The 25423-nt window shown below is 43.3% G+C and carries 18 protein-coding genes; 7 read left to right on the top strand and 11 right to left on the bottom strand.

The annotated features are described in order from the left end of the window. Positions 1-287: 287 nt before the first annotated feature. The 3 genes from rpsI to zapE form a co-directional block, all read right to left on the bottom strand. Positions 288-680: a 30S ribosomal protein S9 gene (gene rpsI, locus QQK21_RS11825; protein WP_114785086.1), complete on the bottom strand. Its 393-nt coding sequence runs from the start codon at positions 678-680 to the stop codon at positions 288-290. 15 nt (positions 681-695) lie between these two features. Continuing rightward, positions 696-1124: a 50S ribosomal protein L13 gene (rplM, locus tag QQK21_RS11820; protein ID WP_284192392.1), complete on the bottom strand. Its 429-nt coding sequence runs from the start codon at positions 1122-1124 to the stop codon at positions 696-698. A 231-nt stretch (positions 1125-1355) separates the two neighbouring features. Next, positions 1356-2459 carry a cell division protein ZapE gene (gene zapE / locus QQK21_RS11815; RefSeq protein ID WP_284192391.1) on the bottom strand — a complete coding sequence of 368 codons (1104 nt, stop codon included), beginning with the start codon at positions 2457-2459 and terminating at the stop codon, positions 1356-1358. 152 nt (positions 2460-2611) lie between these two features. On the opposite strand from zapE, the gene zapG reads away from it, so the two are divergent. The 3 genes from zapG to degS all read left to right on the top strand — a co-directional run bounded on the left by zapG (position 2612) and on the right by degS (position 5744). Beyond that, complete coding sequence (gene zapG, locus QQK21_RS11810; protein WP_284192390.1) at positions 2612-3067, top strand: Z-ring associated protein ZapG; 456 nt, start codon at positions 2612-2614, stop codon at positions 3065-3067. A 126-nt stretch (positions 3068-3193) separates the two neighbouring features. Beyond that, entirely contained in the window at positions 3194-4561 is a 1368-nt protein-coding gene (locus QQK21_RS11805) for a DegQ family serine endoprotease (RefSeq protein ID WP_284192389.1), read from the top strand. A 115-nt stretch (positions 4562-4676) separates the two neighbouring features. Further along, positions 4677-5744, top strand: coding sequence for an outer membrane-stress sensor serine endopeptidase DegS (gene degS, locus QQK21_RS11800; protein WP_284192388.1), 1068 nt, complete (start codon positions 4677-4679; stop codon positions 5742-5744). A 37-nt stretch (positions 5745-5781) separates the two neighbouring features. Here the strand turns inward: degS and parC are convergent, their stop codons facing one another. The 6 genes from parC to nudF all read right to left on the bottom strand — a co-directional run bounded on the left by parC (position 5782) and on the right by nudF (position 12643). Continuing rightward, on the bottom strand, positions 5782-8049 hold the full coding sequence (parC, locus tag QQK21_RS11795) for a DNA topoisomerase IV subunit A (protein WP_284192387.1): 2268 nt from the start codon (positions 8047-8049) through the stop codon (positions 5782-5784). A gap of 3 nt (positions 8050-8052) precedes the next feature. After that, positions 8053-9933, bottom strand: a complete 1881-nt coding sequence (gene parE, locus QQK21_RS11790) for a DNA topoisomerase IV subunit B (protein ID WP_284192386.1) — start codon at positions 9931-9933, stop codon at positions 8053-8055. Positions 9934-10146: 213 nt separating this feature from the next. Further along, complete coding sequence (gene yqiA / locus QQK21_RS11785; protein WP_284192385.1) at positions 10147-10728, bottom strand: esterase YqiA; 582 nt, start codon at positions 10726-10728, stop codon at positions 10147-10149. Positions 10729-10757: 29 nt separating this feature from the next. Next, entirely contained in the window at positions 10758-11576 is an 819-nt protein-coding gene (gene cpdA, locus QQK21_RS11780; protein ID WP_284192384.1) for a 3',5'-cyclic-AMP phosphodiesterase, read from the bottom strand. 9 nt (positions 11577-11585) lie between these two features. Then, entirely contained in the window at positions 11586-12026 is a 441-nt protein-coding gene (locus QQK21_RS11775) for a DUF1249 family protein (RefSeq protein ID WP_284192383.1), read from the bottom strand. Then, entirely contained in the window at positions 12014-12643 is a 630-nt protein-coding gene (nudF, locus tag QQK21_RS11770; RefSeq protein WP_284192382.1) for an ADP-ribose diphosphatase, read from the bottom strand. The genes QQK21_RS11775 and nudF overlap by 13 nt, the downstream gene beginning before the upstream one ends. Before the next feature lie 232 nt (positions 12644-12875). Between nudF and tolC the strand changes: the two genes are divergently transcribed. Then, positions 12876-14198, top strand: a complete 1323-nt coding sequence (tolC, locus tag QQK21_RS11765) for an outer membrane channel protein TolC (protein WP_284192381.1) — start codon at positions 12876-12878, stop codon at positions 14196-14198. Between the two features lie 72 nt (positions 14199-14270). Here tolC and arcB read toward each other — a convergent pair whose 3' ends face one another. Both arcB and QQK21_RS11755 read right to left on the bottom strand, forming a co-directional pair. Beyond that, positions 14271-16619 (bottom strand): aerobic respiration two-component sensor histidine kinase ArcB, encoded by a 2349-nt coding sequence (arcB, locus tag QQK21_RS11760; RefSeq protein WP_284192380.1) that lies wholly within the window; start codon positions 16617-16619, stop codon positions 14271-14273. A gap of 80 nt (positions 16620-16699) precedes the next feature. Beyond that, positions 16700-18448 carry a diguanylate cyclase domain-containing protein gene (locus QQK21_RS11755; protein WP_284192379.1) on the bottom strand — a complete coding sequence of 583 codons (1749 nt, stop codon included), beginning with the start codon at positions 18446-18448 and terminating at the stop codon, positions 16700-16702. 528 nt (positions 18449-18976) lie between these two features. On the opposite strand from QQK21_RS11755, the gene gltB reads away from it, so the two are divergent. The 3 genes from gltB to QQK21_RS11740 all read left to right on the top strand — a co-directional run bounded on the left by gltB (position 18977) and on the right by QQK21_RS11740 (position 25395). After that, on the top strand, positions 18977-23440 hold the full coding sequence (gene gltB, locus QQK21_RS11750; RefSeq protein ID WP_284192378.1) for a glutamate synthase large subunit: 4464 nt from the start codon (positions 18977-18979) through the stop codon (positions 23438-23440). A 20-nt stretch (positions 23441-23460) separates the two neighbouring features. Next, positions 23461-24873, top strand: coding sequence for an FAD-dependent oxidoreductase (locus QQK21_RS11745; protein WP_284192377.1), 1413 nt, complete (start codon positions 23461-23463; stop codon positions 24871-24873). Between the two features lie 93 nt (positions 24874-24966). Further along, on the top strand, positions 24967-25395 hold the full coding sequence (locus QQK21_RS11740) for a DUF1499 domain-containing protein (protein WP_284192376.1): 429 nt from the start codon (positions 24967-24969) through the stop codon (positions 25393-25395). The last annotated feature ends 28 nt before the right edge of the window (positions 25396-25423 follow it).

The following is a 25423-nucleotide window of genomic DNA, read 5'->3' as shown; positions in this document are numbered from 1 at the left end:
TATTATTCCTATTACAGAGCATGGCTAAAAAATACGAATCTAGTTGTATGTATTTGACGGCAAATGATAATTAAAACCCTACTTTTTGACAAGATAAAGGTACCTTTTTGCAACAAGCGTCAAGTAAATAGCCCGTTAACTCACAAAAGAAAGATTAGCAGAAAATAAGTTATTGAGGGGAATATAGGACAAGGTATTTGCGAGCAGAAAACAAAAAGCCCGACTTAGAGTCAGGCTTTTGCAACCAAGAGCCGGTGAATTCACCGGGTATAACCTTTGAACAAAGATTAACGCTTGGAGAACTGTGGACGACGACGTGCTTTACGTAGACCAACTTTCTTACGCTCAACGCAACGAGCATCACGAGTTACATAACCCGCTGCACGAAGTGTAGGACGTAGAGACTCATCGTATTCCATTAGAGCGCGAGTGATACCGTGACGGATAGCACCTGCTTGACCAGAAATGCCGCCACCTTTAACAGTAACGTATAGATCTAGCTTTTCAGTTAGTTCAACTAGCTCTAGAGGCTGCTTAACAACCATACGAGAAGTTGGACGACCGAAGTACTCATCAAGACCACGCTTGTTGATTACAATGTTGCCGCTGCCTGGTTTAATGAAAACACGTGCAGCTGAGCTTTTGCGACGGCCAGTGCCGTAGTATTGATTCTCTGCCATTTTCTAAATTCCCGATTAGATGTCTAGTACTTGTGGTTGTTGAGCAACGTGATTGTGCTCAGCACCAGCATAAACTTTCAGCTTACGGTACATAGCGCGGCCTAGAGGACCACGTGGTAGCATACCTTTAACTGCCAGCTCAAGCGCCATCTCTGGCTTACGAACAATCAGCTTCTCGAAGCTGATTGATTTTAGGCCGCCAGGGAATTCACTGTGACGGTGGTAAATCTTACCTTTAGCCTTGTTACCAGTTACAGTAACTTTCTCCGCGTTTACCACGATGATGTAATCACCAGTGTCAACGTGTGGAGTGTATTCAGCTTTATGTTTGCCACGTAGGCGAGATGCAATTTCACTTGCTAGACGACCAAGAGTTTTACCTTCAGCGTCTACAACATACCAGTCGCGTTTTACAGTTTCTGGTTTAGCAACGAAAGTTTTCATGCTAATAATAACCCGTTAATTCAAATTTACACTTAAGGAGCATTGCTCCCACTGACTAAGAGGCCCATTCATCACCCCTTCGAGTGGTTGGCACTCTCGACCCTAATCCGCATGGACTTGGTCTGCAGTAACGGTGGGTCGCAGGATTATAGAGAAGTCAGTTGAAAAAATCACCTCTTTTTAGCAAAAAAGTCGATTTTTTTTACCGTTCAAGATAATTACCGAGATTCTTTATGCCAAATGCTCTTTCGCTAGATATTCATGGCTTTGCATTTCGATTAAACGGGACTGACAACGTTGAAACTCAAATTCTAACAGCCCCTCGGTATACAGATCTTTCAGTGCCACTTGTGCAGAGATAATCAACTTGACATTACGTTCGTAAAATTCATCGACCAAAGCAATAAAACGACGAGCTGCATCATCGCTTAGCCGCCCCATTTGTTTTACATCAGCTAACAACACCGTGTTATACAAACGTGAGAGTTCAATATAATCGTTTTGACTTCTAGCGGATTGACAAAGCTGCTCAAAAGTTGCGTGAAGTACCCCTTCGTAAGAGTTAATGATCTCTATCTTTCGGTGGTTAATTTCTATACTCACCTCTCCCTGCTTACTTTCTCCAACTAACTGCTCAAAATAATGGCATAAATTGATGTTCGCTTGCTCATCAAGAGGGAAGTGATAAATCTCAGCTTGCTTGAGCGTTCTGAGACGATAGTCAATTCCGCTATCGACGTTTAATATCTGGCAGTTTGCTTGAATTAACTCAATCGCTGGCAGAAACCGAGCTCTTTGTAAACCATTTCGATACAAATCCTTAGGGGGAATATTCGACGTAGCAACCAGTACAACTCCTCGACGAAACAATGCCTGAAATAGAGTGCCAAGTATCATAGCATCGGTAATATCTGACACAAAAAACTCGTCGAAGCAGATGATCTCAGCGTCAGCTTTAAATTTGTCTGCGACTAACTCCAGAGGATCATTGACATCACCTAACAAATTAAGCTCATTGTGAACACGATACATAAAGCGATGAAAATGAACTCGCATCTTTTTTTCACATGGCAAGGCTTCAAAAAAGGTATCCATTAAGTAGGTTTTACCTCGACCAACTCCTCCCCAAAAATACAACCCTTTGGGTGCCGTAGCTTGCGATGCTTTTTTACTAAACCAACGCCTCCATCCGGTGACGGCTTCTGTTGGAGAGTTTACATATTGTACGAATTCATGATAGAGGTTATCCAAGGCTTCAACGGCTTTAAGCTGCGCTTCATCGTGCTGGAAACCATGCTCTTTTATGTCTCGGTTATAAATATCTAGTGGCGTCATTGCTTCACTCAAATGCTTTAAAAGAATACAAACTGCTATGCAGTGCACACGCATTTTTCTTTATCGTCTTGGTCTCTCATAGTAACATGTCACTAAGCATGTGTAACCGATCGTTAAAAAACATGTTAAATAACAAATAATAAGGAGCGAATATGCTTTGGATTTACGCCCTCATAGGTTTGCTTATTGGTACGGTTTTAGGCATCATCATCTCGCGCATTACCACTCCGGGATACAAAAAACAAAAAACTATCCAAAAAGATTTAGAAAGTGCCAAATTTGAGATTGAGCAACACAAGCAAGATTTGGCCGATCACTTTGCTCAGACGGCTGATATGCTTGATTCTCTTGGTAAAGAATACACTAAACTGTATCAGCATATGGCGAAAACATCCGCTGAGCTCTTACCGAGTCTCCCTGAGCAGGACAACCCATTTAGCAAAAAAGTGGCAGACCAAACTGAGACATCGGTTGAAACACCAAGCAATAAAAAGGCCGCCACAACTGAAGCCCCTAAAGATTATGTTTCGGGGTCAACAGGATTACTCAAGACAGAAGAAAAACAGCAACTTAGCACAGAGCAAGCCATCGATGCTAAGGCCTCGTGAGTTGAATCGGTCTTGAGGTGAACTTTATAAAGGTTTTTGAGTCATAATTCCCGTAGGTTTTGTTTGATTTCTTATTTTTTACACAAATATTAAGTCATAAGCCTTAACTAAACTAGGAGTTATCAGATGAAAAAACCTTTGCTTGCTTTATCCGTACTTTCCTTAAGCTTAAGTTCACTCATCACACCAATACCAGCAACAGCAGCCCTTCCTCTGGTTGTTTCTGGTCAGCAGCTACCAAGCCTTGCTCCCATGCTGGAGGAAGTTACTCCAGCGGTCGTCAGTATCTCAGTGGAAGGGACTCAAGTTGCTAAACAGCGCATTCCGGAGCAATTTCGTTTCTTCTTTGGGCCTGACTTTCCGACCGAACAACTGCAGGAGCGCCCTTTTCGTGGCCTAGGTTCAGGTGTGATCATTGACTCGGACAAAGCCTACGTTGTAACCAACTATCACGTTATAAACGGTGCAGAAAAAATTCGTGTCAAACTCCATGACGGAAGAGAGTACGGAGCAGAACTTGTCGGGGGCGACAAGATGTCTGATATCGCCCTACTCAAGCTGGAAAAAGCGCAAAATTTAACCCAAATAAAAATTGCAGACTCGGATACTTTACGAGTGGGCGATTTTGCCGTGGCGATAGGGAACCCATTTGGTTTAGGTCAAACCGTGACCTCTGGCATTGTTTCTGCTCTAGGCCGCAGTGGACTTAATATCGAAAACTTCGAAAACTTTATCCAGACAGATGCGGCCATCAATAGCGGCAACTCTGGCGGAGCCTTAGTGAACTTAAAAGGTGAGCTGATTGGTATTAATACCGCCATCCTAGGACCGAGTGGTGGCAATGTGGGGATCGGTTTCGCTATTCCGTCGAATATGATGACCAACTTAACCGACCAAATTCTCGAATTTGGTGAGGTCAAACGAGGCATGCTAGGAGTTCAAGGTGGAGAAATCACCTCTGAACTGGCTGATGCTTTAGGCTATGAGTCAAGCAAAGGCGCATTTGTTAGCCAAGTGGTTCCTGATAGCGCCGCTGACAAAGCAGGTTTAAAAGCTGGAGATGTCATTGTATCGGTGAACGGTAAAGACATTACCTCGTTTAGTGAATTAAGAGCCAAAGTGGCTACATTAGGCGCGGGTAAGAAGGTCACTCTTGGTGTCATTCGTGATGGCAAAAAAGAAGATTATGACGTCACATTGGGTGAGCAGCAAAATATGAAAGCGTCAGCAGATAAGCTTCATGAAGGATTATCTGGCGCAGAGTTAACCAATACAACGTCCAACGACTCAGTTCAAGGGGTCAAGGTCTCCTCAGTAGAAAAAGGATCTCAAGCTGAAGCCTATCAGTTACAAAAAGGTGACATCATTATTGGCGTCAATCGCAAACGAGTCAAAAACTTAGCTGATTTTAGAAAAGTACTTGAAAGTCAAACCAATGTGTTGGCTCTAAATATTCAACGTGGAGAGCGTACTATTTATCTTGTCGTTCGATAAATAGCACCTTTTTCTGTGTCAAAGGATGGTAGGATTTCCTTCCATCCTTTTATTATTGTCTCATCTAATGCTATTCTTTCGCCACTTGTCTCAATTTTAGGGTGGTTGCGAGGCTATGCTGCAATTTCTGTTGCGTTCAATTGGATTAGGCTTGGCAACGGCATTATTACTGCTGTTAGCAATTCCTTCCCTCAGAACCAATATTCTTTCTGATGATTTTGGTGGTGGATACAATATTACATCAGCGCAAGAGATCTCCTTTAATAGTGCCGTTCGAAAAGCAGCTCCAGCGGTCGTCAACATATACAGTAGAAAATATACTGAGGGTGACCGTTCAAAGTTACAGACACAAAGTCTAGGCTCAGGAGTTATCGTTAGCCAGAAAGGTTATATTATTACTAATTATCATGTCATAGCCCAAGCCGATCAGGTCGTCGTTGCACTACAAGACGGTAGAGTTGCTTTTGCACAACTTGTAGGCACAGACCGACGTACAGATATCGCAATCCTACGTGTTGAGGGAAATAATCTTCCCGTCATTCCCCTTAACCCTAACTACTCAGCAACGGTTGGCGATGTTGTGCTTGCTATAGGTAACCCATATAACTTAGGACAAACCACCACTTTTGGTATTATTTCTGCCACAGGGCGCTCATCAATTAGTGCAGGGGGACGGCATTCATTTATCCAAACGGATGCGGCAATTAATGATGGAAACTCCGGTGGCGCACTCGTCAATACTCGCGGCGAACTGGTTGGTATCAATACCGCTTCTTTCCAACAAGCTACAGAGCTTGAAACATACGGCATCTCTTTTGCTATCCCCTATGCACTTGCCAATAAAATCATGCAAAAGATTATCGCTGATGGCCGAGTTATCAGAGGCTATATAGGGATTGACGGACAGGATATTACCTCAGTAACTTCTCGTCTATTGGGTAACGAGCACATGGGTGGCATCGTGGTGCTTGGTGTTGACCCTAATGGACCAGGTGAAGAAGCTGGATTTGAACCTCAAGATATCATTCTTAAAATCGACGGCCAGAAAATCAATGGCCGTCAAAGTGTCATGGATATCGTCACCGAGTTACGACCCGGTACAACTGTGGATGTTCTCATCATACGAAAAGGTGAAGAGAAAACGTTAACAGTGACCATTGCAGAAGACACAAGAGAAATCTAGCTTATAAAAAATCCCATGCTTTGATGGGATTTTTAGTTTACTCGCTATCTTGTGATTCTGAAGTTTCAACCTCTATCCGCGTCACTCTCTGTAAGCCTCTCGGTAATAGGCTTCCTCGGCGACCTCGTTCCCCACGGAAATTCTCAAGATCCGAAGGTTTCAAGCCAAGTTTACGCTTACCCGCGTAAAGGGTTAACGATGCACCTTGAGGTAAGGCCATCAAGTGAGAAACAAACTCTTCTCGCTCTTTGGCTTTTGCGGCAGGGATATTGATAATTTTATTCCCCTTCCCTTTACCTAATTGCGGTAAGTCTTTGATTGGGAATAGTAACATCCGTCCTTGATTGGTAATTGCAACAATTTCGTCTAGATCTAAATTACTAATACTATAAGGCGTCATCACCTCTGAATTTTGAGGTAAAGTAACTAACGCTTTTCCACTGCGATTTTTAGACAGTAAATCACTTCCTTTACAGACAAAACCATAACCTGCATCAGAACCCACCAACCAAAGCTGTTCTTCTTCTCCCATCACGACATGACGAATATTAGTCCCGGCATTTACGTTTAATCTTCCCGTAATCGGCTCTCCTTGACTTCGTGCAGATGGAAGAGAATGTGACTCAAGGGAATAACTCCGGCCATCGCTACCAATAAACACCGATTGCTGACTGCTCTTACCTCGAGCATGTGCTAGGTACTTATCACCAGACTTGTAACTCAAACTTTCCGGATCGACATCGTGGCCTTTAGCATGGCGGATCCACCCCTTGTCTGAAAGGACAACCGTAATAGGCTCACTTGGCACAAGATCGCGCTCAGTCAATGCTTTGGCTTCTGCTCGCTCAACCAGTGGTGAGCGCCTATCATCACCATACTTCTCCGCATCGTCTTTGATTTCTTTTTTGATCAAAGTATTTAGACGACGCTCTGATCCTAGTAACTGCTCTAGTTTTTCTCTTTCTTTTTCAAGTTCTTGTTGTTCACCACGGATCTTCATCTCTTCCAATTTGGCAAGATGACGAAGTTTGGTGTCCAATATCGCATCGGCTTGAATATCCGTAATGCCGAATCTTGCCATCAGCACCGCTTTCGGATCATCTTCTGTACGAATAATTTCTATCACTTCATCCAAATTCAGATAGGCAACCAACAAGCCTTCTAGAATATGTAAACGCGCTAGAACCTTATCAAGACGATGCTGTAAACGGCGACGTACTGTGGTGCGGCGAAATTCAATCCATTCCGCTAGAATCTGAACCAACCCCTTGACTTGAGGACGATTATCAAGGCCTATCATGTTTAAATTAACACGGAAGCTTTTCTCAAGATCGGTCGATGCAAACAGATGGTCCATAAGCTGCTCGCAATCAATGCGATTAGAGCGAGGAACGATAACAATACGTGTAGGATTCTCATGATCAGATTCGTCACGCAAATCGTCAACCATTGGCAATTTCTTTGCCCTCATTTGGTTAGCAATTTGCTCAAGTAGCTTGGCTCCGGAAACTTGATGAGGTAAGGACGTAATGACTATCTCACCACCATCTTTGTGCCAAACGGCACGCATTTTTATGCTGCCACGTCCAGTGCGATAGATCTTCTCTATGTCAGCTTTAGGAGAAATGATTTCTGCTTCTGTCGGATAATCGGGCCCTTGTACAAAATTCATTACATCGGCCAAATCTGACTTAGGGTTGTCAATCAGATGAATGGCTGCCTCGGCCACTTCACGCACATTATGAGGCGGAATATCCGTAGCCATACCCACGGCAATTCCGGTTATACCATTGAGCAAAATATGAGGTAAACGGGCAGGCAACATTTGTGGCTCTTTCATTGTGCCATCAAAATTGGGCTGCCATTCAACCGTTCCTTGCCCTAGCTCACCTAATAGGATTTCTGCAAATTTAGACAGTTTTGCCTCGGTATAACGCATGGCCGCAAATGACTTAGGATCATCAGGAGCTCCCCAGTTCCCTTGACCATCAACCAAAGGATAGCGATACGAAAATGGCTGCGCCATTAACACCATGGCTTCATAACAGGCAGAGTCACCATGGGGGTGATACTTACCCAAGACATCACCAACCGTACGAGCGGACTTCTTATATTTCGCCGCAGCCGATAGTCCCAGCTCTGACATTGCATAAATGATACGTCTCTGGACTGGCTTTAAACCATCCCCAATATACGGCAAAGCACGATCCGTGATGACATACATGGAATAATTTAAATAGGCTTCTTCGGTGAATTTACGCATTGGCATTTGTTCAACGCCATCAAATATAATTTCTGTAGACATTCGTTAAACCTCTGCCAAATCACCATTACTTTGCAGCCAAGAGCGGCGGTCATCCGCGCGTTTCTTGCCAAGCAGCATATCCATCATTTCCATCGTCGCGTCTGAATCATCAATGGTTAATTGAACGAGGCGACGAGTATTTGGATCCATGGTTGTTTCGCGCAGTTGCAATGGATTCATTTCACCAAGTCCTTTAAATCGCTGCACATTGATCTTGGCTTTCTTTTTCGATAATCGCTCCAAGACCCCTTCTTTCTCATCATCATCTAAGGCATAAAATACTTCTTTTCCGCAATCGATTCGATAGAGAGGCGGCTTAGCCACATAGATATGCCCTGCTTCTACCAAGGCCCGGAAATGACGTGTAAAAAGAGCGCACAACAGCGTCGCGATATGCAAACCATCTGAATCAGCATCGGCTAAGATACAAACCTTTCCATATCTTAAACCTTCCAAATTATCGCTATCAGGATCAATACCTAACGCGACCGAAATATCATGCACTTCCTGAGAAGCAAGTACCTGATCAGCAGACACTTCCCAAGTATTAAGGATCTTTCCTCGAAGTGGCATAACGGCTTGAAATTCTCGATCTCTGGCTTGTTTGGCCGAACCACCAGCCGAGTCACCTTCGACAAAAAAGATTTCCGTACGACTTAAATCTTGCAATGAGCAATCGGTTAGTTTTCCCGGTAGCGCAGGTCCAGAGGCGACTTTCTTGCGCACCACTTTCTTACTCGCACGCATGCGACGGTGAGCATTGGCGATACAGACTTCGGCTAATTGCTCAGCTAATTGAGGCTTTTCATTTAACCACAAGCTGAATGCATCTTTGACAACTCCAGAGACAAAAGCGGCCGTTTGTCGAGACGAAAGGCGCTCTTTCGTTTGTCCTGCAAACTGAGGGTCCTGCATTTTAACCGACAGCACATAGCTGCACCGATCAAACACATCATCCCCAGTTAACTTGACGCCACGAGGAAGCAGATTGCGAAATTCACAAAACTCTCGCATGGCATCAAGCAAGCCCTGACGCAAACCATTTACATGAGTTCCACCCTGTGCAGTAGGGATCAAGTTCACGTAACTTTCGGTGATCATTTCACCACCTTCTGGCTGCCAAATCACAGCCCACGTCGCCGCTTCAGTTTCAGCTGAAAACTCACCAGTAAAGGGCGATTCAGGCAATACGGTATAACCTTTAACTCCCTCAATAAGGTAATCTTTCAAACCATCTTCGTACATCCACTGATAGTCATTGCCATTTACCTTGTCTGAAAAAGTGATTTCAAGGCCAGGGCACAATAGCGCTTTGGCACGAAGGTTGTTGACTAAGCGAGCAACAGAAAAATTGGCAGAATCAAAATACTTGGCATCAGGCCAAAAGTGAACACTGGTTCCTTTATTGCGTCGGCCACATGTTCCAGTAACGGTTAATTCGGAAACTTTGTCCCCATTTTCAAAGGCAATTTCATACACTTGACCATCACGTTTTACCGTCACTTCGACGCGTTTTGATAAGGCATTGACCACGGAAATACCAACGCCATGTAAACCGCCGGAGAATTGATAGTTTTTATTTGAAAACTTACCACCAGCGTGAAGCTTACATAGAATCAGCTCAACGCCAGAGACTTTTTCTTCTGGATGTATATCAACAGGCATGCCTCGTCCATCATCAATCACTTCAAGCGATTGATCGGCATGTAAAATTACTTGAACCTTGGTCGCGTGTCCGGCTAGCGCCTCATCAACACTGTTATCGATGACTTCTTGTCCTAAATGATTAGGGCGCGCAGTATCCGTATACATCCCAGGTCGGCGTCGTACCGGCTCCAAGCCATTAAGAACCTCAATGGCCCCAGCATTATATTGTTCAGTCATAATACGGAATATCGTTTTTAGAAAATAAAATGGTTAACTGAGCCAATCAGCCTTTAGAGCCCATTTGATTGCATATGGACTAAAAAAACGATCAAACGCTCATCGTTTTGTATCCAGCTCAGTACAGGAGAAACATAGTCTGGAAGAGAGGGAACTATGTCAAGTGGGATAACTAACTAACAACTAAATTTATGACTTTTCCCTCAATGAAAACTATAGCTGAAGGAATTCAATGATTGACTTTAGATGACGTTCAAAACCAACAAAACTGTGATTCCCCCCCTCTTCTATTGTCTGTTTAGACAATGCGAACCGCTCAACAGCTTGACGAAAATCAAGCACCTCATCTTGGGTTTGTTGCAACAGCCAAAAATCTTCTGGATGTGTTATGTTAGAGATATCTAAAGATTTCAATTCTTCGATATGAGTTTTATCCAGCACATAACGCTGACCTGTATACGGGTTTTCTTGCTCCCCTAAGTAATCTTCCAATAACTCATAAGGTCTAACGGCTGGGTTAATGACCACGGCCTTAAAACCAAATTGAGCATTGAGCCACAGACACATGTACCCTCCGAGAGAGCTGCCGATTAATCCAATACGATAATCATCCTTGTACTGCTCAATTATGTTTAATAAGTCATCAGCAGCTTGTTGCGGAAAACAGGGAAGTTGCGGCACAACAACTTTAATGTCAGGCCTTTGCTGAGCACAATATTCGCTCATCATTGTCGCTTTTTGTGATAAAGGAGAGCTGTTAAATCCATGAATATATAAGAGTAAAGATGGCTTCATAGTTATTCTCAAAGGCAGCAGTTCAGCATTTAATAGCCTGATGAACTAAAATCGGGCATAAAACTCCCAGCAGGCAAGCGCTTCACTTCGGTTGTTAGATTTCCATCTGGGCTTAACAAAAGTTCACGCCACCCGGGAGACTGATCATCAACGGCAAAATCATCACTAAGAGGCTTAAACTGTACACATGTAGATGGTGTCGCCATGACTCTAACATTGTTGCGATATCTATCCATATCCTGATGTACATGACCACACAGAACCGCTTTGACATTGTGATGTTGTTCAACGATATGCCAGAAGCTTTCAGCATCTTTAAGGCTATGCTGATCTAGCCAAGCACTACCAATTAATACTGGGTGATGGTGCAATAAAACCAGAGTATGGCGATCTGAATAAAAACTGAGTTTATCTTCAAGTAGGGCTAGTTGTTGTTCACTTAAGCGCCCATGAGGAACCCCCACAACCTGAGAGTCTAGCACTATCATTTGCCAATGGTCTCCAAGCAGGAGGTGTTCAAGATATTGAATCTGGGGCGAAGGCAGTACAGCGTCCATACTGGGCCTATAATCATGATTCCCCGGTAGCCAAAAACACATCTTATTCAGCTTGGAGATGCCTGCTTCGAAACGCTGATACGAGACCTCGCTATGGTCTTGTGAGATATCCCCCGTAGCAACAATCACTTCGTAACTTGTGTTTTGCTCGACAATCGCATTGACAACGGCATCAAAACTATCACTTGTATTAACACTCAGAAGGCTGCCATCTTTAGCTTCGAATAGATGGGTATCTGTAATCTGTAGCAGCCTGATACTACCATCTGCAGAATTAGACGTTACTTTCAAAATATAAACCTAAATATTGAGTGGCGTGCGGCTAATACCATGCCTTAAACAAAAAGATAACCAATCTCCTAAAAAACGGTTGCGCTGTAATTTTTCGTCTTGTTGAACCATTTTATCATTAGGATAGTCGTAGCGAGCCCTAACTCGTTTCAGATGTGCACATTCACACACCTCTGCTACGCGAGCATCATGATAGAGCCTGACAGACATTTGGGGCAAAGGAAACACCGGAACGTCATCGCTTTGACAGATATCGACCAAAGTTGTGTACTTTGTGACTTCTGCCACTTGAATTTGGTAGGTCATATTAGCCGCTTGGTAACAGCGCACATCACCCACTTTAGCCTTGCTGGGTAACAGGGCATTTAACTTGGCATAGTTGGTTTCATAAGTTCGCATCAGATCTGCCAAGTCTACATGATACGGCTTTTTTACTGCTAGTCTTGCCATTGTTCTCTTACGGACTGGTAATTCAGCTGCAACCATTGCAATGCAATAATTGAAGCACCATTTTCAAATTTCCCATCAACCACCCATTGGTAAGCAGTTTCTCGACTTACTACATGAACTTTGATGTCCTCTCCTTCATAGTCTAAACCATGAATGCCATTTGCGTTTGATGCATCAATCTTACCAATATAGATATCCAACCTTTCACTGCAGCCACCGGAAGAAGGATAATATGAGGTGACTTTTAAAAGATCACTAATAGAAACATTAGCTTCCTCTATGGCTTCACGACGGACAACCGTTTCAGAACATTCTCCACAATCAATCATTCCGGCCACAATTTCAAACTGCCAAGGGTTGGAATCTGTCAAAGCTCCGACTCGAATTTGTTCGACTAAAACCACTTTATCATTGACTGGGTCGTAGGGAAGCACGGCAGCAGCGTTACCTCTTTCGAACATCTCTCTTTCAATCACATCACTCCAGCCGCCTTGGAACAATTTGTGTCTAAAGCGATACTTGACCATGTTAAAAAAGCCTGAAAATAGCGTTTCTTTTGAGAGTATCTCTACATCTTGAGAAGTAAATTCGTGCTGTTGGTCATCATTATGTGACATTGGCTACCTCATAAGTTAATTTTACAGTTTACTCAGACAAAAGCTTAACTTCCAAGGGTGTAGTTCAACTTTTTATACAATTTTTATATTCTGAGTTAAATAACGCGCTCTTTTAATGCGTTTTTTAGATAACTCAGTGTAAAAATTTACAAAATTTTGCGTAAATTTGCATCAGACTTGAGGTACACTCTCGATGAGTTACCTTTTTCATATTTTGGCAGGAATAAAACCGATGAGAAGACTGCTTCCACTTGTTATCAGTGCAACACTAGGCAGCTTAAGTGCCAATGTTTTCGCGGATACACTGACGGAAATATATAATCAAGCAAAAACAAACGACCCTACACTCTTAAGCGCTAAAGCATCAAGAGACTCTGCTTTTGAAGCCATTAATTCAAGTCGTGCTACCTTACTCCCTCAAATCAATCTAACGGCATCATACGACATCAATCAGGGAGAGTTGAGAGATGCTAGCAATGATTTCGATGTTTGGAATACAACTCTGGGTTTTTCACAAGAACTGTATAAGCGTTCAAGTTGGCTTACTTTAGACACAGCAGAAAAGACTGCTCGCAAAGCTGATGCCGCGTACGCCGCTGCTCAACAAGCACTTATTTTGCGTGTTTCAACTGCCTACTTCGATGTATTAAGAGCACAAGATAATTTGGAATTTGTCCAAGCTGAAAAAGCCGCGGTTGGTCGTCAATTAGAGCAGACAAAACAGCGTTTTGAAGTCGGTTTATCTGCAATCACTGATGTTCATGATGCACAAGCTCAATATGATTCCGTTTTAGCCGACGAAGTGTTAGCAGAAAACAGCCTTGTCAATAGCTACGAAGGTCTACGGGAGATAACAGGATTAGAGCATGCGGACCTCAATATCCTTGATATTGAACGCTTTTCTGCAAGCAAAACCAAAGCGCCTGTCGACAGCCTACTCAAAGAAGCTGAGCAGAAAAACTTAACTCTGCTTTCATCACGAATTACCAAAGATATTGCAAAAGACAATATTTCATTACAAAGCTCGGGGCATCTACCATCACTGACTTTAGATGGTGGCTATACACTTGCTGAGCAGAAGAACAGTGACATTACAGGTAGTGATTACGACTCTGATAATTTCAATATTGGCCTCAATCTCTCAGTTCCCATATACAGCGGTGGTGCAACGTCATCATTAACCAAACAAGCTGAATTTGATTTTGTCGCCGCCAGCCAAGATCTTGAAGCCTCTTATCGAAGTGTTGTTAAAGATGTACGTGCCTTTAACAACAACATTAACGCCTCAATTGGCGCACTGCGTGCGTATGAGCAAACGGTCGTTTCTGCAAAATCTGCGCTAGAAGCCACCGAAGCGGGTTTTGATGTAGGTACTCGTACTATTGTTGATGTTCTTGATTCAACTAGAAATCTTTATGATGCCAATAAGAACCTATCAAACGCTCGCTACGACTATATATTGAGCGTACTTCAACTACGTCAAGCGGTAGGCACTCTAAGTGAACAGGACGTTCTTGACATTAATTCAGGATTAAAAGTCGCAAAGCAAAAATAAATCATGATTGATCTGAAGGATGAAAAGTATTTCATCCTTCATTTTTAAAACCGTATGGGCTCTCACAGACCATTATTTGTTCTTTCTGCCAAGCCACTCTTTTAGCGTTAATATGTCGTTCTGATATTCATTTTTGATTTCTTCGACCCAATCATCAATATTTTCCCACCAAGCAGGGCGCTCTGGAGACTGAGCTTTTTGGGCCACCATTTGAATATGCTTTAGGCCTATAGAACCCGCGGCACCTTTTATTTTATGCGCTTCCTCAACAATACCTTGCTGGTCTTTCGCTATCATATTCGAGTCGAGTACCTTGATATAATCCGGCATCATATTTTCAAACATGGTTATACTATCGAGCACAGGTTGAGTGCCAACAATGGAAACATAAGACTCCAGCATCTCAATATCGAGTACCCGATAATAAAGCTCACTGACCTCTCCTAGTTCTTCTAATTTGATACTCTCAGGAAGTGTTGGGCAACCACTGGATGTAAATTTTGCGATAATGTCTTGTACTGCTTTGACTGACAGAGGTTTACTTATTGCTTCATCCATTCCTTTAGCCAAATATTCATCTTTATTTTTGAGCACGTTTGCTGTTAAAGCGACTAAAGGTGGCAATTCCTTATACGTTTTTCGATAGAAGCTCGCGACATCAAAACCTGTCATATCAGGCAGTTGAATATCTAAAAAGACAAGGTCATAGAGCTCTGGATCAAACATTTCGATAGCATCTTGCCCTGTCATTGCAACCGTAACCTCATGTCCCATACTCTCGAAAAGGGAGCGGGCGACTGTAATATTGAGTTCAATATCTTCAACCATAAAAATATTGAGCTCTCTTTGGTCCCTTTCCTCCACTTGGTCAAAAGTCGTGTCTGCCGTCACCAAGGGCACGCAAAGAGTCACAGTAAAAGTACTACCAAACCCTTCTTCGCTGTTTACTTGAATGTCCCCACCCATCATCTTAATTAATTGCTTGGAGACGGCTAAACCAATACCAGTTCCAACAGCATGAAGGTTGTCCTTGCTCGACTTAACTTGGTAATACATAGCAAAAATTTTATCTAATTCTGCTTCCGGTATGCCCACACCACTATCTTCAATTTCAATAGTAATGTAAGCCAACGCATCTCGAGTCTCAGCCTCGACAGTCATTACGACGCCACCTTCTTTGGTGAATTTCATGGCATTACTGATCAAATTCCACAAAACCTGTCGAAGTCGAGTAGCATCAACCTCAATTGCCGCAGGTAGGTCAGTAAGACGTTCCAAATCGAAACGCAAGTTTTTTTGCGACGCCATCAATGCAGAAATACTCTCCATTTCCGCAACAAATTCCTCAAAATTCAAGGGGGCAGGAAATAATTCAAGTTTGCGACGATCAAACTTATCCATATCAATAATGTCATTAAATATATTGCCCAAAGTAATCGCACTGACATTGATCGTTTGCATTTGATGACGCTGCTCATCAGTGAGTTGGGTATCAAGTAGCATTCGACTCAAGCCAACAATGCCATTTAGTGGCGTTCGTAATTCATGACTGATGGTGGAAATAAATGTTGTCTTATCACGGCTGGCTTTTTCTAGCGATTCTTCATGTTTCTTTCGCTCCGTGATATCACGCCCAAAACCAACCAGCCCCAAATGGCGACCATCTTTACTGTAAAAAGGCACCTTACGTAACTCAAAAAAACTTTTGCGTCCGTCTGGATACTCCAACCACTGTTCGTATGTAAGCGCTTTATTATCAGAAAATACTTTTTGGTCGGTATCTACAATTTGTTGCGCCACTTCTTTACGATACACATCCCAAGGAGTTAGGCCCACCAATTGGTTCTCCTTCTTCCCTGTTAGTTCCTCCATTGCACGGTTACACCCTGAAAACACACCATCGGCATTGCGGTAATAGATAAGGTCAGGTGAAGCATCAATGAACGATCTTAAAAGTGCCGTTCTTTCTGCCAATTCAAGTTGAGTACGCTCTCGCTGATAGACCTCATTTTCAAGATCTTTCATTGCTTCTTCTCTGGCTTCTTCGGCTTTAATTCTTTCTTCGATTTCCAAATTCAACTTGGAAATATTTTGATGTAACTTGTGGTTCAAATCCTGATCGCGAGAGCGCATGTCTCTGAGCTTTGACACTAACTTTGATAGGCGTTGTCTTGATTCTTCAAGCTGATCGACAACAACAGAGAGAAAGTAGACAGCCCAAGGAGTAATTAACAATCCAAAAAATACCGACCGAACTATGTCAATATCATCAACACGCCCGCTAAGAACTAAGGTAATACCAACTTGAACAACCACAGCCAAAGCAACAATGGCCAAAGCAAGAAGAATAGAAAAACGTAAAATACCGAGCTTAACCAAAAGATCGACGTAATATTGAGCGAGGTTTTTTATAGGTTTCATTAGGCGCTCCGTGCGATAAGATAGTGAAATTCTACCTTTTTTGACTTCACACGGCTAAGAATTCTAATTCCAACTGCGCTCTAATCTTCGGATGTGTGATGAATACAAGTCTGATTGCGGCCATTTGCTTTGGCTTGATACAAAGCACTATCAGCAAGTGCTACTATACCTTCACTCTTATCCGAAGGTTCTGGAATTAAACTCGCAATACCAATACTGACGGTAAGGATCGGACAAACCTTTGACGCATTATGCTCCAGTTTCAACTGCCTCACTTTGAGGTGAATAGCTTCGGCGACTTGATATGCCCCTTCGGCTGTCGAATTAGGCAAAATAAACGCAAATTCCTCACCACCATAACGAGACACACAATCGCTACTGCGATTCAACACAGCTCGAAACGCCTGAGCCACTTTAACTAAAGCCTCATCACCAGCTTGGTGTCCATAATGATCATTAAATCCCTTAAAGTAATCAATATCACAAAGCATTACCGTGAGAGGTTTTTTCTCTCGAGTGTGCAACGACCACAAAGTAGTCAATTGATCATCAAAATAGCGACGATTACCTATCTGGGTCAAGCTATCGACCAAACTTAATCTCTCCAGTTCTTGGTTAGCTTGCTCGAGTTTTTGTGCGGCTAAATAACGCTCTGAGACATCCCTTGCCATAATTAACACACCATTTGTGCCTGAGCCAGGATCACGAAATGGAGACTTAACGACATCGTACCATGTCGAATTGCCCTTACTGTCCACCAATGTATCGATGTAACGAAGCGATTTACCTTCATACAATACTTTCTGATCCGTTTCCGATAAACGACTGTATACATCATTGGGTATCAGATCTTGAAGACGCCGACCAATTAACTCGTTAACATCTGAAATCCCTAATGCTCTTATGAAAGGTTTATTACAAGCCTGATACACCATATTTTCATTGAAGATTCCAATAGCATCTGGACTAGACTCAAGTATATTTTGCAAAATAGTGTCACGTTGTGCCAAGGCAACTTCAGTATCTCGGCGCCGTTCCATTTCATCACGCAAGCTTTTTTGGACGTTATACCAATCCGTAACATCATGGCTGATACCTATAGTACCTATTCTCTCACCAGACGAAGCAATAAGAATATTTTGATATGTTTCTAATAAACAACTTCGTCCTTCAGCATCGGTGGTCCAGCGACGCTTGTTGGCTCTGCCTTTAACAACCCCTTTAATGTCAGCACACCCTTCGTGTTGACGATCTCCCCAAAAGCGTTCAAACGCTTTGTTCGTCGATATCAATTCACCTTCGTTGTTTTTAATAAACACTAACTCGGTTAAGTTGTCGAGCGCACTTCGCACTATAGATAACGACTCAATTTCACGCACTAATTCTGCATGTGATGCTTGATGCGATGATAGGTATAAAAGCCAAGCAATACGGCCACGATAAATCGTTCTCCGACCAGTGATCTCCACCTTAATCCGGCTATTTTTCGATACCTTCCATTCAATAGGAAAGCATTTGAAGCCTTCCCCAGCAAAAAGTCCTACCGTTGACATGAGAAAGTCTCGGGAAACCGAATCGGGGAAGAAAAATGATTTACCGACTCGTCGGATGCCCAGTAACTGCATAGCGTTCTTATTTGAAAGCAACAATCTGCCTGACTTAGCCTCTACCAGAATTAGGGCTGATGGTGCATCTTGGATAAGAAGTTCAATATGCCGCTGCACACGATAATAAAGCGTAACTGAAAGAAAAGTGAACAGCAGTATCACTACGAGGTCAAAACCATGCCCATGAGACGTATCCCACAACCAGTATAATACTTGATCCATTCGTACTTCTCTGCCTTCAGCTACCACTCATATAAGACTACAAAAAATATCACTCAACTGCCGATTTTTCTGTGCTTGACTCAGTTTTTTTCTCTCGATTCTCTGTATTTTTATAAATAATATTGAATGATTCTAACAACAAGGTAAATAACCACTCAATTCTACCGGAATTTATCTTAACGCCCACATATTCTGCTGATTTTTTCCAATTCACCGCCTAGCAAAATGTTATTAAAATGTAACAATAAAAACCATAACCCATTGTTTATATTGCAATTTAAAATACTTTAATCATTAAATAGACCTTTTGCGCTATATTTAATCAAAAGCTTGACCTTTTACATCATAAGATTTAGGTTGATTGCATTGATGAAAATGATTTCATCATGTTACAGAAAAATAATAAGAGGTTTTTCTCACATATTTATGTGAATTAAACTCAAAACCGCGCATAAATAACCACCAAAATAAACTTTCATTGTGTGGATAACACTGTCTGGAAGACAGAGAAGCAAAGGGAGAATTGCAATGGCTTTATATGATCCAAGCCTTGAAAAAGACAACTGTGGATTTGGTTTGATCGCACACATGGAGGGGCAACCTAGTCACAAATTGGTTCGTACTGCAATTTCAGCACTTGATCGAATGACGCATCGTGGTGGCATTGCTGCAGATGGTAAAACAGGTGACGGCTGTGGCCTGCTATTGCAAAAGCCCGACTCTTACCTCCGTCTCATCGCAGAAGAACACGGTTTTAAACTTGGCAAACAGTATGCTATTGGCATGGTATTTTTCAGCCAAGATCCCATAAAAGCTCAATCAGCTAAAGAGATTATCAACAAAGAATTAGCCCAAGAAACCTTAACGGTAGCAGGCTGGCGAAAACTGCCCACAAATCCAGATGTGCTCGGGTCTATCGCTTACGATTCACTACCCGATATCCAACAGGTTTTTATTTCAGCCCCTGCAGGTTGGCGTGAGCGAGACATAGAACGTCGTCTTTACATTGCTCGAAGACGCATAGAAAAACAAATAGTGAGCGATAACGATTTCTACATATGCAGCTTGTCAACTCAAGTACTGGTGTACAAAGGCCTTTGTATGCCAGCAGATTTACCTCGCTTTTATCTCGATCTTGCTGATTTGCGTATGGAGTCTGCTATCTGCTTATTCCACCAACGGTTTTCGACCAATACTCAACCACGATGGCCTCTCGCCCAACCTTTTCGTTACCTTGCCCATAATGGTGAAATCAATACCATTGAAGGGAACCGACAATGGGCTAGAGCACGTGCTTATAAATTTGCTTCCCCCTTACTTCCAGATTTACAAACCGCTGCACCTTTTGTCAATGAAACAGGCTCAGACTCATCCAGTTTAGACAATATGCTCGATCTATTTTTGGCTGGTGGTATGGATGTGTTTCGAGCCATGCGAATGCTCGTTCCACCCGCTTGGCAAAATCACCCAGATATGGATCCAGAGTTACGCGCATTTTACGACTTTAACTCAAAACATATGGAACCTTGGGATGGTCCAGCAGGCATTGTTCTATCTGATGGTCGCTATGCAGCGTGTAACCTTGACCGCAATGGTTTGCGCCCTGCCCGCTATGTAATCACCAAAGATCAGCTTATTACTTTAGCCTCAGAGGTGGGTATCTGGGATTATGCGCCAGATGAAGTGGCGCAAAAAGGTCGAGTCGGTCCAGGTGAGTTACTCGTCGTCGATACTCGCCGCGGTAAACTATGGCAATCCAGTGATATCGACAATGATCTGAAGAACCGCCATCCATATAAAGAGTGGATGGATAATAATGTTCATAAGCTTACGCCATTTTCTCAATTACCAGATAACCAAGTCGGCGCACGCGACTTTGACAATAGCCTTCTTCAAACTTATCAAAAGCAATTTGCGATGAGCAATGAAGAAATCGACCAGGTTCTAAGAGTTCTGGGGGATATGGGCCAAGAGGCTGTAGGGTCGATGGGCGATGACACACCAATGGCCGTACTCTCTTCAAAAGAATGTTTGCTCACCGATTACTTCAGACAGAAATTTGCCCAAGTCACTAACCCGCCAATAGACCCATTACGTGAAAAGCATGTCATGTCTCTGGCAACCAGTGTTGGTCAAGAAATGAATGTATTCTGTGAAACTGATGGTCATGCCCACAGAGTGACATTTGATTCTCCTGTGTTGCTATATTCGGACATGCAGCAGCTGCTTGAACTCTCTGATGCTCACTATCGTAACACCATCATTGATATCAATTACGACCCGAATACCAAAAACCTAAAACAAGCCATACATGACGTGTGCGAACAAGCGGTGAAGCGAGTCAAAGATGGAACCGTATTGGTTGTTCTATCGGATAAAACTTTGGTCAAAGGAAAACTCCCGATCCCAGCGGCTATGGCAGTAGGAGCGGTTCAACGCCGATTGATAGAAGAAAATCTGCGCTGCGACGCCAATATAATCGTAGAAACGGCAACCGCTCGAGATCCACACCAATTCGCGGTGCTGTTGGGCTTTGGAGCAACCGCCATCTATCCATACTTAGCCTATGAATCCCTAGGAAAATTAATCGATGATGGGGTGTTAGACAAAAATTATCGCGACGTGATGCAGAACTACCAAAATGGTATCAATAAGGGCCTATACAAAATCATGTCGAAAATGGGTATTTCGACCATTGCTTCCTATCGCTGTTCACAATTATTCGAGGCGGTAGGATTAAATTGTGAGGTCGTTGACCTATGTTTTCATGGTGTATCGACACGTATCCAAGGGGCAAGCTTTGAGGATTTCCAGCAGGATTTATTCAATTTATCTCAAAAAGCTTGGGCGAAAAGAAAAGCCATTGATCATGGTGGTTTGCTTAAATACGTTCATGGCGGTGAATACCATGCGTATAACCCAGATGTCGTCGGTACCTTACAGCAAGCGGTAAGATCTGGGGATGCAACTGATTACATAAGCTTTTCTCAACAAGTCAATCAAAGACCCGTTGCCACACTGCGCGACTTAATGAAGCTAAAGAAATCCCAAAACCCTCTGCCACTCGAGCGAATTGAGCCAAATACCGAGCTTTTCAAACGCTTTGATTCAGCGGCCATGTCAATTGGTGCATTGAGCCCAGAAGCTCATGAAGCATTAGCCACAGCAATGAATCGCTTGGGAGGGTATTCGAATTCGGGTGAAGGCGGTGAAGATCCTCGCCGTTTTGGGACCGAGCGTAACTCTCGTATTAAGCAGATTGCTTCAGGACGCTTTGGAGTAACACCTCACTACCTGACAAACGCAGACGTACTGCAAATAAAAGTGGCTCAAGGTGCAAAGCCAGGAGAAGGCGGACAACTCCCTGGCCACAAAGTGACCGCTGAAATCGCCAAGCTTCGTTATTCTGTGCAAGGCGTAACACTTATCTCGCCTCCACCACATCACGATATTTATTCCATCGAAGATCTTGCTCAATTGATCTTTGATTTAAAACAGGTTAACCCCAAAGCTTTGGTTTCCGTCAAACTGGTTAGCGAACCCGGCGTAGGGACGATTGCAACCGGTGTCGCCAAAGCCTATGCCGACCTTATCACTATATCTGGCTATGATGGTGGTACTGCGGCTAGCCCTCTTACTTCAGTGAAATATGCGGGATGTCCTTGGGAACTAGGACTGGCGGAAACTCAACAAGCATTAGTGACAAACGGATTGCGGCATAAAATTCGTCTGCAAGTCGACGGTGGTCTGAAAACCGGTTTAGATGTCGTTAAGGCAGCGATATTAGGGGCAGAAAGCTTTGGCTTTGGCACTGCGCCTATGGTCGCCATGGGATGTAAATTCTTGCGTATCTGTCACCTAAATAACTGTGCAACAGGTGTTGCGACTCAAGACGAAACCTTACGCAAGGAGTATTTCAAAGGCTTGCCAGAGCAGGTCATGAACTACTTTGTCGGTCTCGCTGATGAAGTCCGCACACTACTCTCTGAGCTGGGGGTTGAAAAACTAACCGACCTAATTGGCCGTACCGATCTGTTAGAAGTTATCGAGGGCATAACGGCGAAACAAGCCAAGCTAGATTTAAGTCACATACTGGAGGCTCCAGTCTCACCAGAGCAACACCCATTGTTTTGGACAGAGCCAAATACACCATTTGACAAGGGTGAACTTAACCAAAAAATCCTCGATGATGCGCTCTCTGCGATTGAGGGACGTAAATCGGCAAACTTTTTCTATAACGTCATCAATACCGACCGCTCAATTGGCGCTCGAATTTCAGGTGAAATAGCCAAACGTTATGGCAATCAAGGCATGGCCGCCTCTCCTATTAAACTGTATCTAGATGGGACCGCTGGACAATCTTTTGGTGTATGGAACGCTGGTGGTGTTGAGCAGTATCTCACCGGTGATGCTAACGACTATGTGGGTAAAGGAATGGCTGGCGGTAAACTTGTCATCAAACCACACCTTGGCACCGCGTTTCGATCTAACCAAGCAACCATCATAGGCAATACCTGTCTGTATGGTGCAACTGGAGGTAAACTCTTTGCGGCAGGTAAAGCTGGCGAGCGTTTCGGGGTTCGAAACTCAGGCACTATAGCCGTCATTGAAGGTGCGGGAGATAACGCTTGTGAATACATGACCGGTGGAATAGTCGCAATACTTGGTGCCACAGGCGTCAACTTCGGCGCGGGTATGACTGGTGGTTTTGCCTATGTGTTGGATCAAAACCAAGATTTTAAAGGGCGAGTAAATGACGAATCCGTTGATGCATTGGCACTTTCAGATCTTTATATCCACCAAGAACATCTACGCGGATTGATTGCCGAACACTTAGAAGAAACCGCTTCAGTGCATGCTGAAGATATTCTCGCCAACTTTGATGAATGGATTCCTAAATTCTACCTTGTAAAGCCTAAGGCAGCGGATCTTCGCACTCTGCTGGGTCATCAAAGTCGCAGTGCAGCCGAGCTGCGCGTTCAAGCACAGTAATCAAGGAGGATATCTGAATCATGAGCCAGAACGTATATCAATTTATTGACGTAAACCGCGTAGACCCTGCGAAAAAACCACTTAAAGTGCGTAAAATTGAATTTGTTGAAATCTATGAGCCGTTTACTAAACAACAAGCAACCGCTCAAGCTGATCGTTGTTTAGATTGTGGAAACCCCTATTGTGAATGGAAATGCCCTGTACACAATTATATTCCTCAATGGCTTAAACTTGCCAATGAAGGACGAATTGTAGAAGCTGCGGAACTTTCACACCAAACCAATAGCCTGCCAGAAGTGTGTGGCCGTGTCTGTCCTCAAGATCGACTGTGTGAGGGCTCTTGCACGTTAAATGATGACTTTGGGGCAGTCACAATAGGAAATATCGAAAAATACATTACAGACAAGGCTTTTGAAATGGGCTGGAAGCCTGATATGTCACAAGTCGAATGGACAGATAAGAAAGTGGCGATCATAGGCGCAGGTCCAGCAGGCCTAGCTGCAGCGGATATACTTGTGCGCAACGGCGTTAAACCTGTCGTGTTTGACCGCTACCCAGAAATTGGTGGTCTACTCACCTTTGGTATTCCTTCTTTCAAATTGGAAAAAGGTGTGATGGAAAACCGTCGGCGAATTTTTTCTGACATGGGAGTTGAATTTCGCCTCAACACAGAAGTTGGACGAGACATCCAAATGGACCAACTGCTGGCTGATTTTGATGCCGTATTCCTAGGTGTTGGCACATACAAAAGTATCAGAGCTGGGCTTGGCAATGAAGATGCCCAAGGTGTCTATGACGCACTGCCTTTCCTAATTTCCAATACTTATAAAGTGATGGACCTAAAAAATAGCCAACCTTTTATCGACATGGTTGGTAAAAAGGTTGTGGTGCTTGGAGGTGGAGACACTGCGATGGACTGCGTACGTACATCCATTCGCCAAGGTGCTTCCAGTGTTACTTGTGCTTACCGTCGAGATGAAGAAAACATGCCAGGCTCAAGACGAGAAGTAAAAAACGCTAGGGAAGAAGGTGTCAAATTCCAGTTTAACCTTCAACCACTTGGAATCGAAGTTGATGCTTTAGGTGCAGTGACTGGTGTGAAAGTAGTCAAAACACAGTTAGGCGCACCGGATAATGCAGGTAGGCGCAAACCTGAACCTGTTGAAGGATCAGAACACATATTACCGGCTGATGCCGTTATCATGGCCTTTGGTTTTCAGCCTCACACTATGGACTGGCTAACACCGTTCAAAGTCGAACTCGATCAATGGGGACGCATTAAAGCAGCTCAAGATCAGCCCTTTCAATATCAAACGACCAACGCAAAAATTTTTGCAGGCGGTGATGCCGTTCGAGGCTCAGATTTGGTCGTTACAGCGATTGATGAAGGACGTAAGGCAGCAGAGGGTATTCTTGATTATCTACAGGTGTAAGCCAGCATAAACACACAAAAAGGGTTGACGTATTCGCGTCGACCCTTTTTTATAATGATGGCTTAAATGCTCTACTCAACAGGGACATTTTAAATGATAAAAACCATCTTAACGTGTTTGTCACTCTCAATCTTAACCGCTTGTAGCCAAGGAGTTCAGAAAATGACAGATCGCAGTTTGTTGCCTTGTGGTAACAAGCCAAATTGTGTCTCAACGCAAGATAACCGGGATGCCTACAATATCGAGCCATTTAGATTGACTGAACGGGCTAACTTGAATTTGGTTGAACAAGCTGCACTCCGTTTACCAGGAGCAAAACTCGCCGAACAGCAAGACCATTACTTACGTATAGAATGTACCTCAAAAATCATGCGTTTCGTTGATGATCTTGAGCTGAGAATTGAGGGAAATAGTTTGATCGTAAGATCTGAGTCTCGACTCGGGTATTCTGATTTCGGCGTAAATAGAAAACGAGCCGACCAATTACGAGAATTACTCAAAGCAGATAATCTGATTCAATAAATAAATAGGATTATACAAAAGCCGAAAC

This window comes from Vibrio zhanjiangensis, from assembly GCF_030161235.1.
GTDB lineage: Bacteria > Pseudomonadota > Gammaproteobacteria > Enterobacterales > Vibrionaceae > Vibrio > Vibrio zhanjiangensis.
Note: the sequence above shows the minus strand (reverse complement) of the source record. Positions and strands in the feature narration are given on the sequence as shown.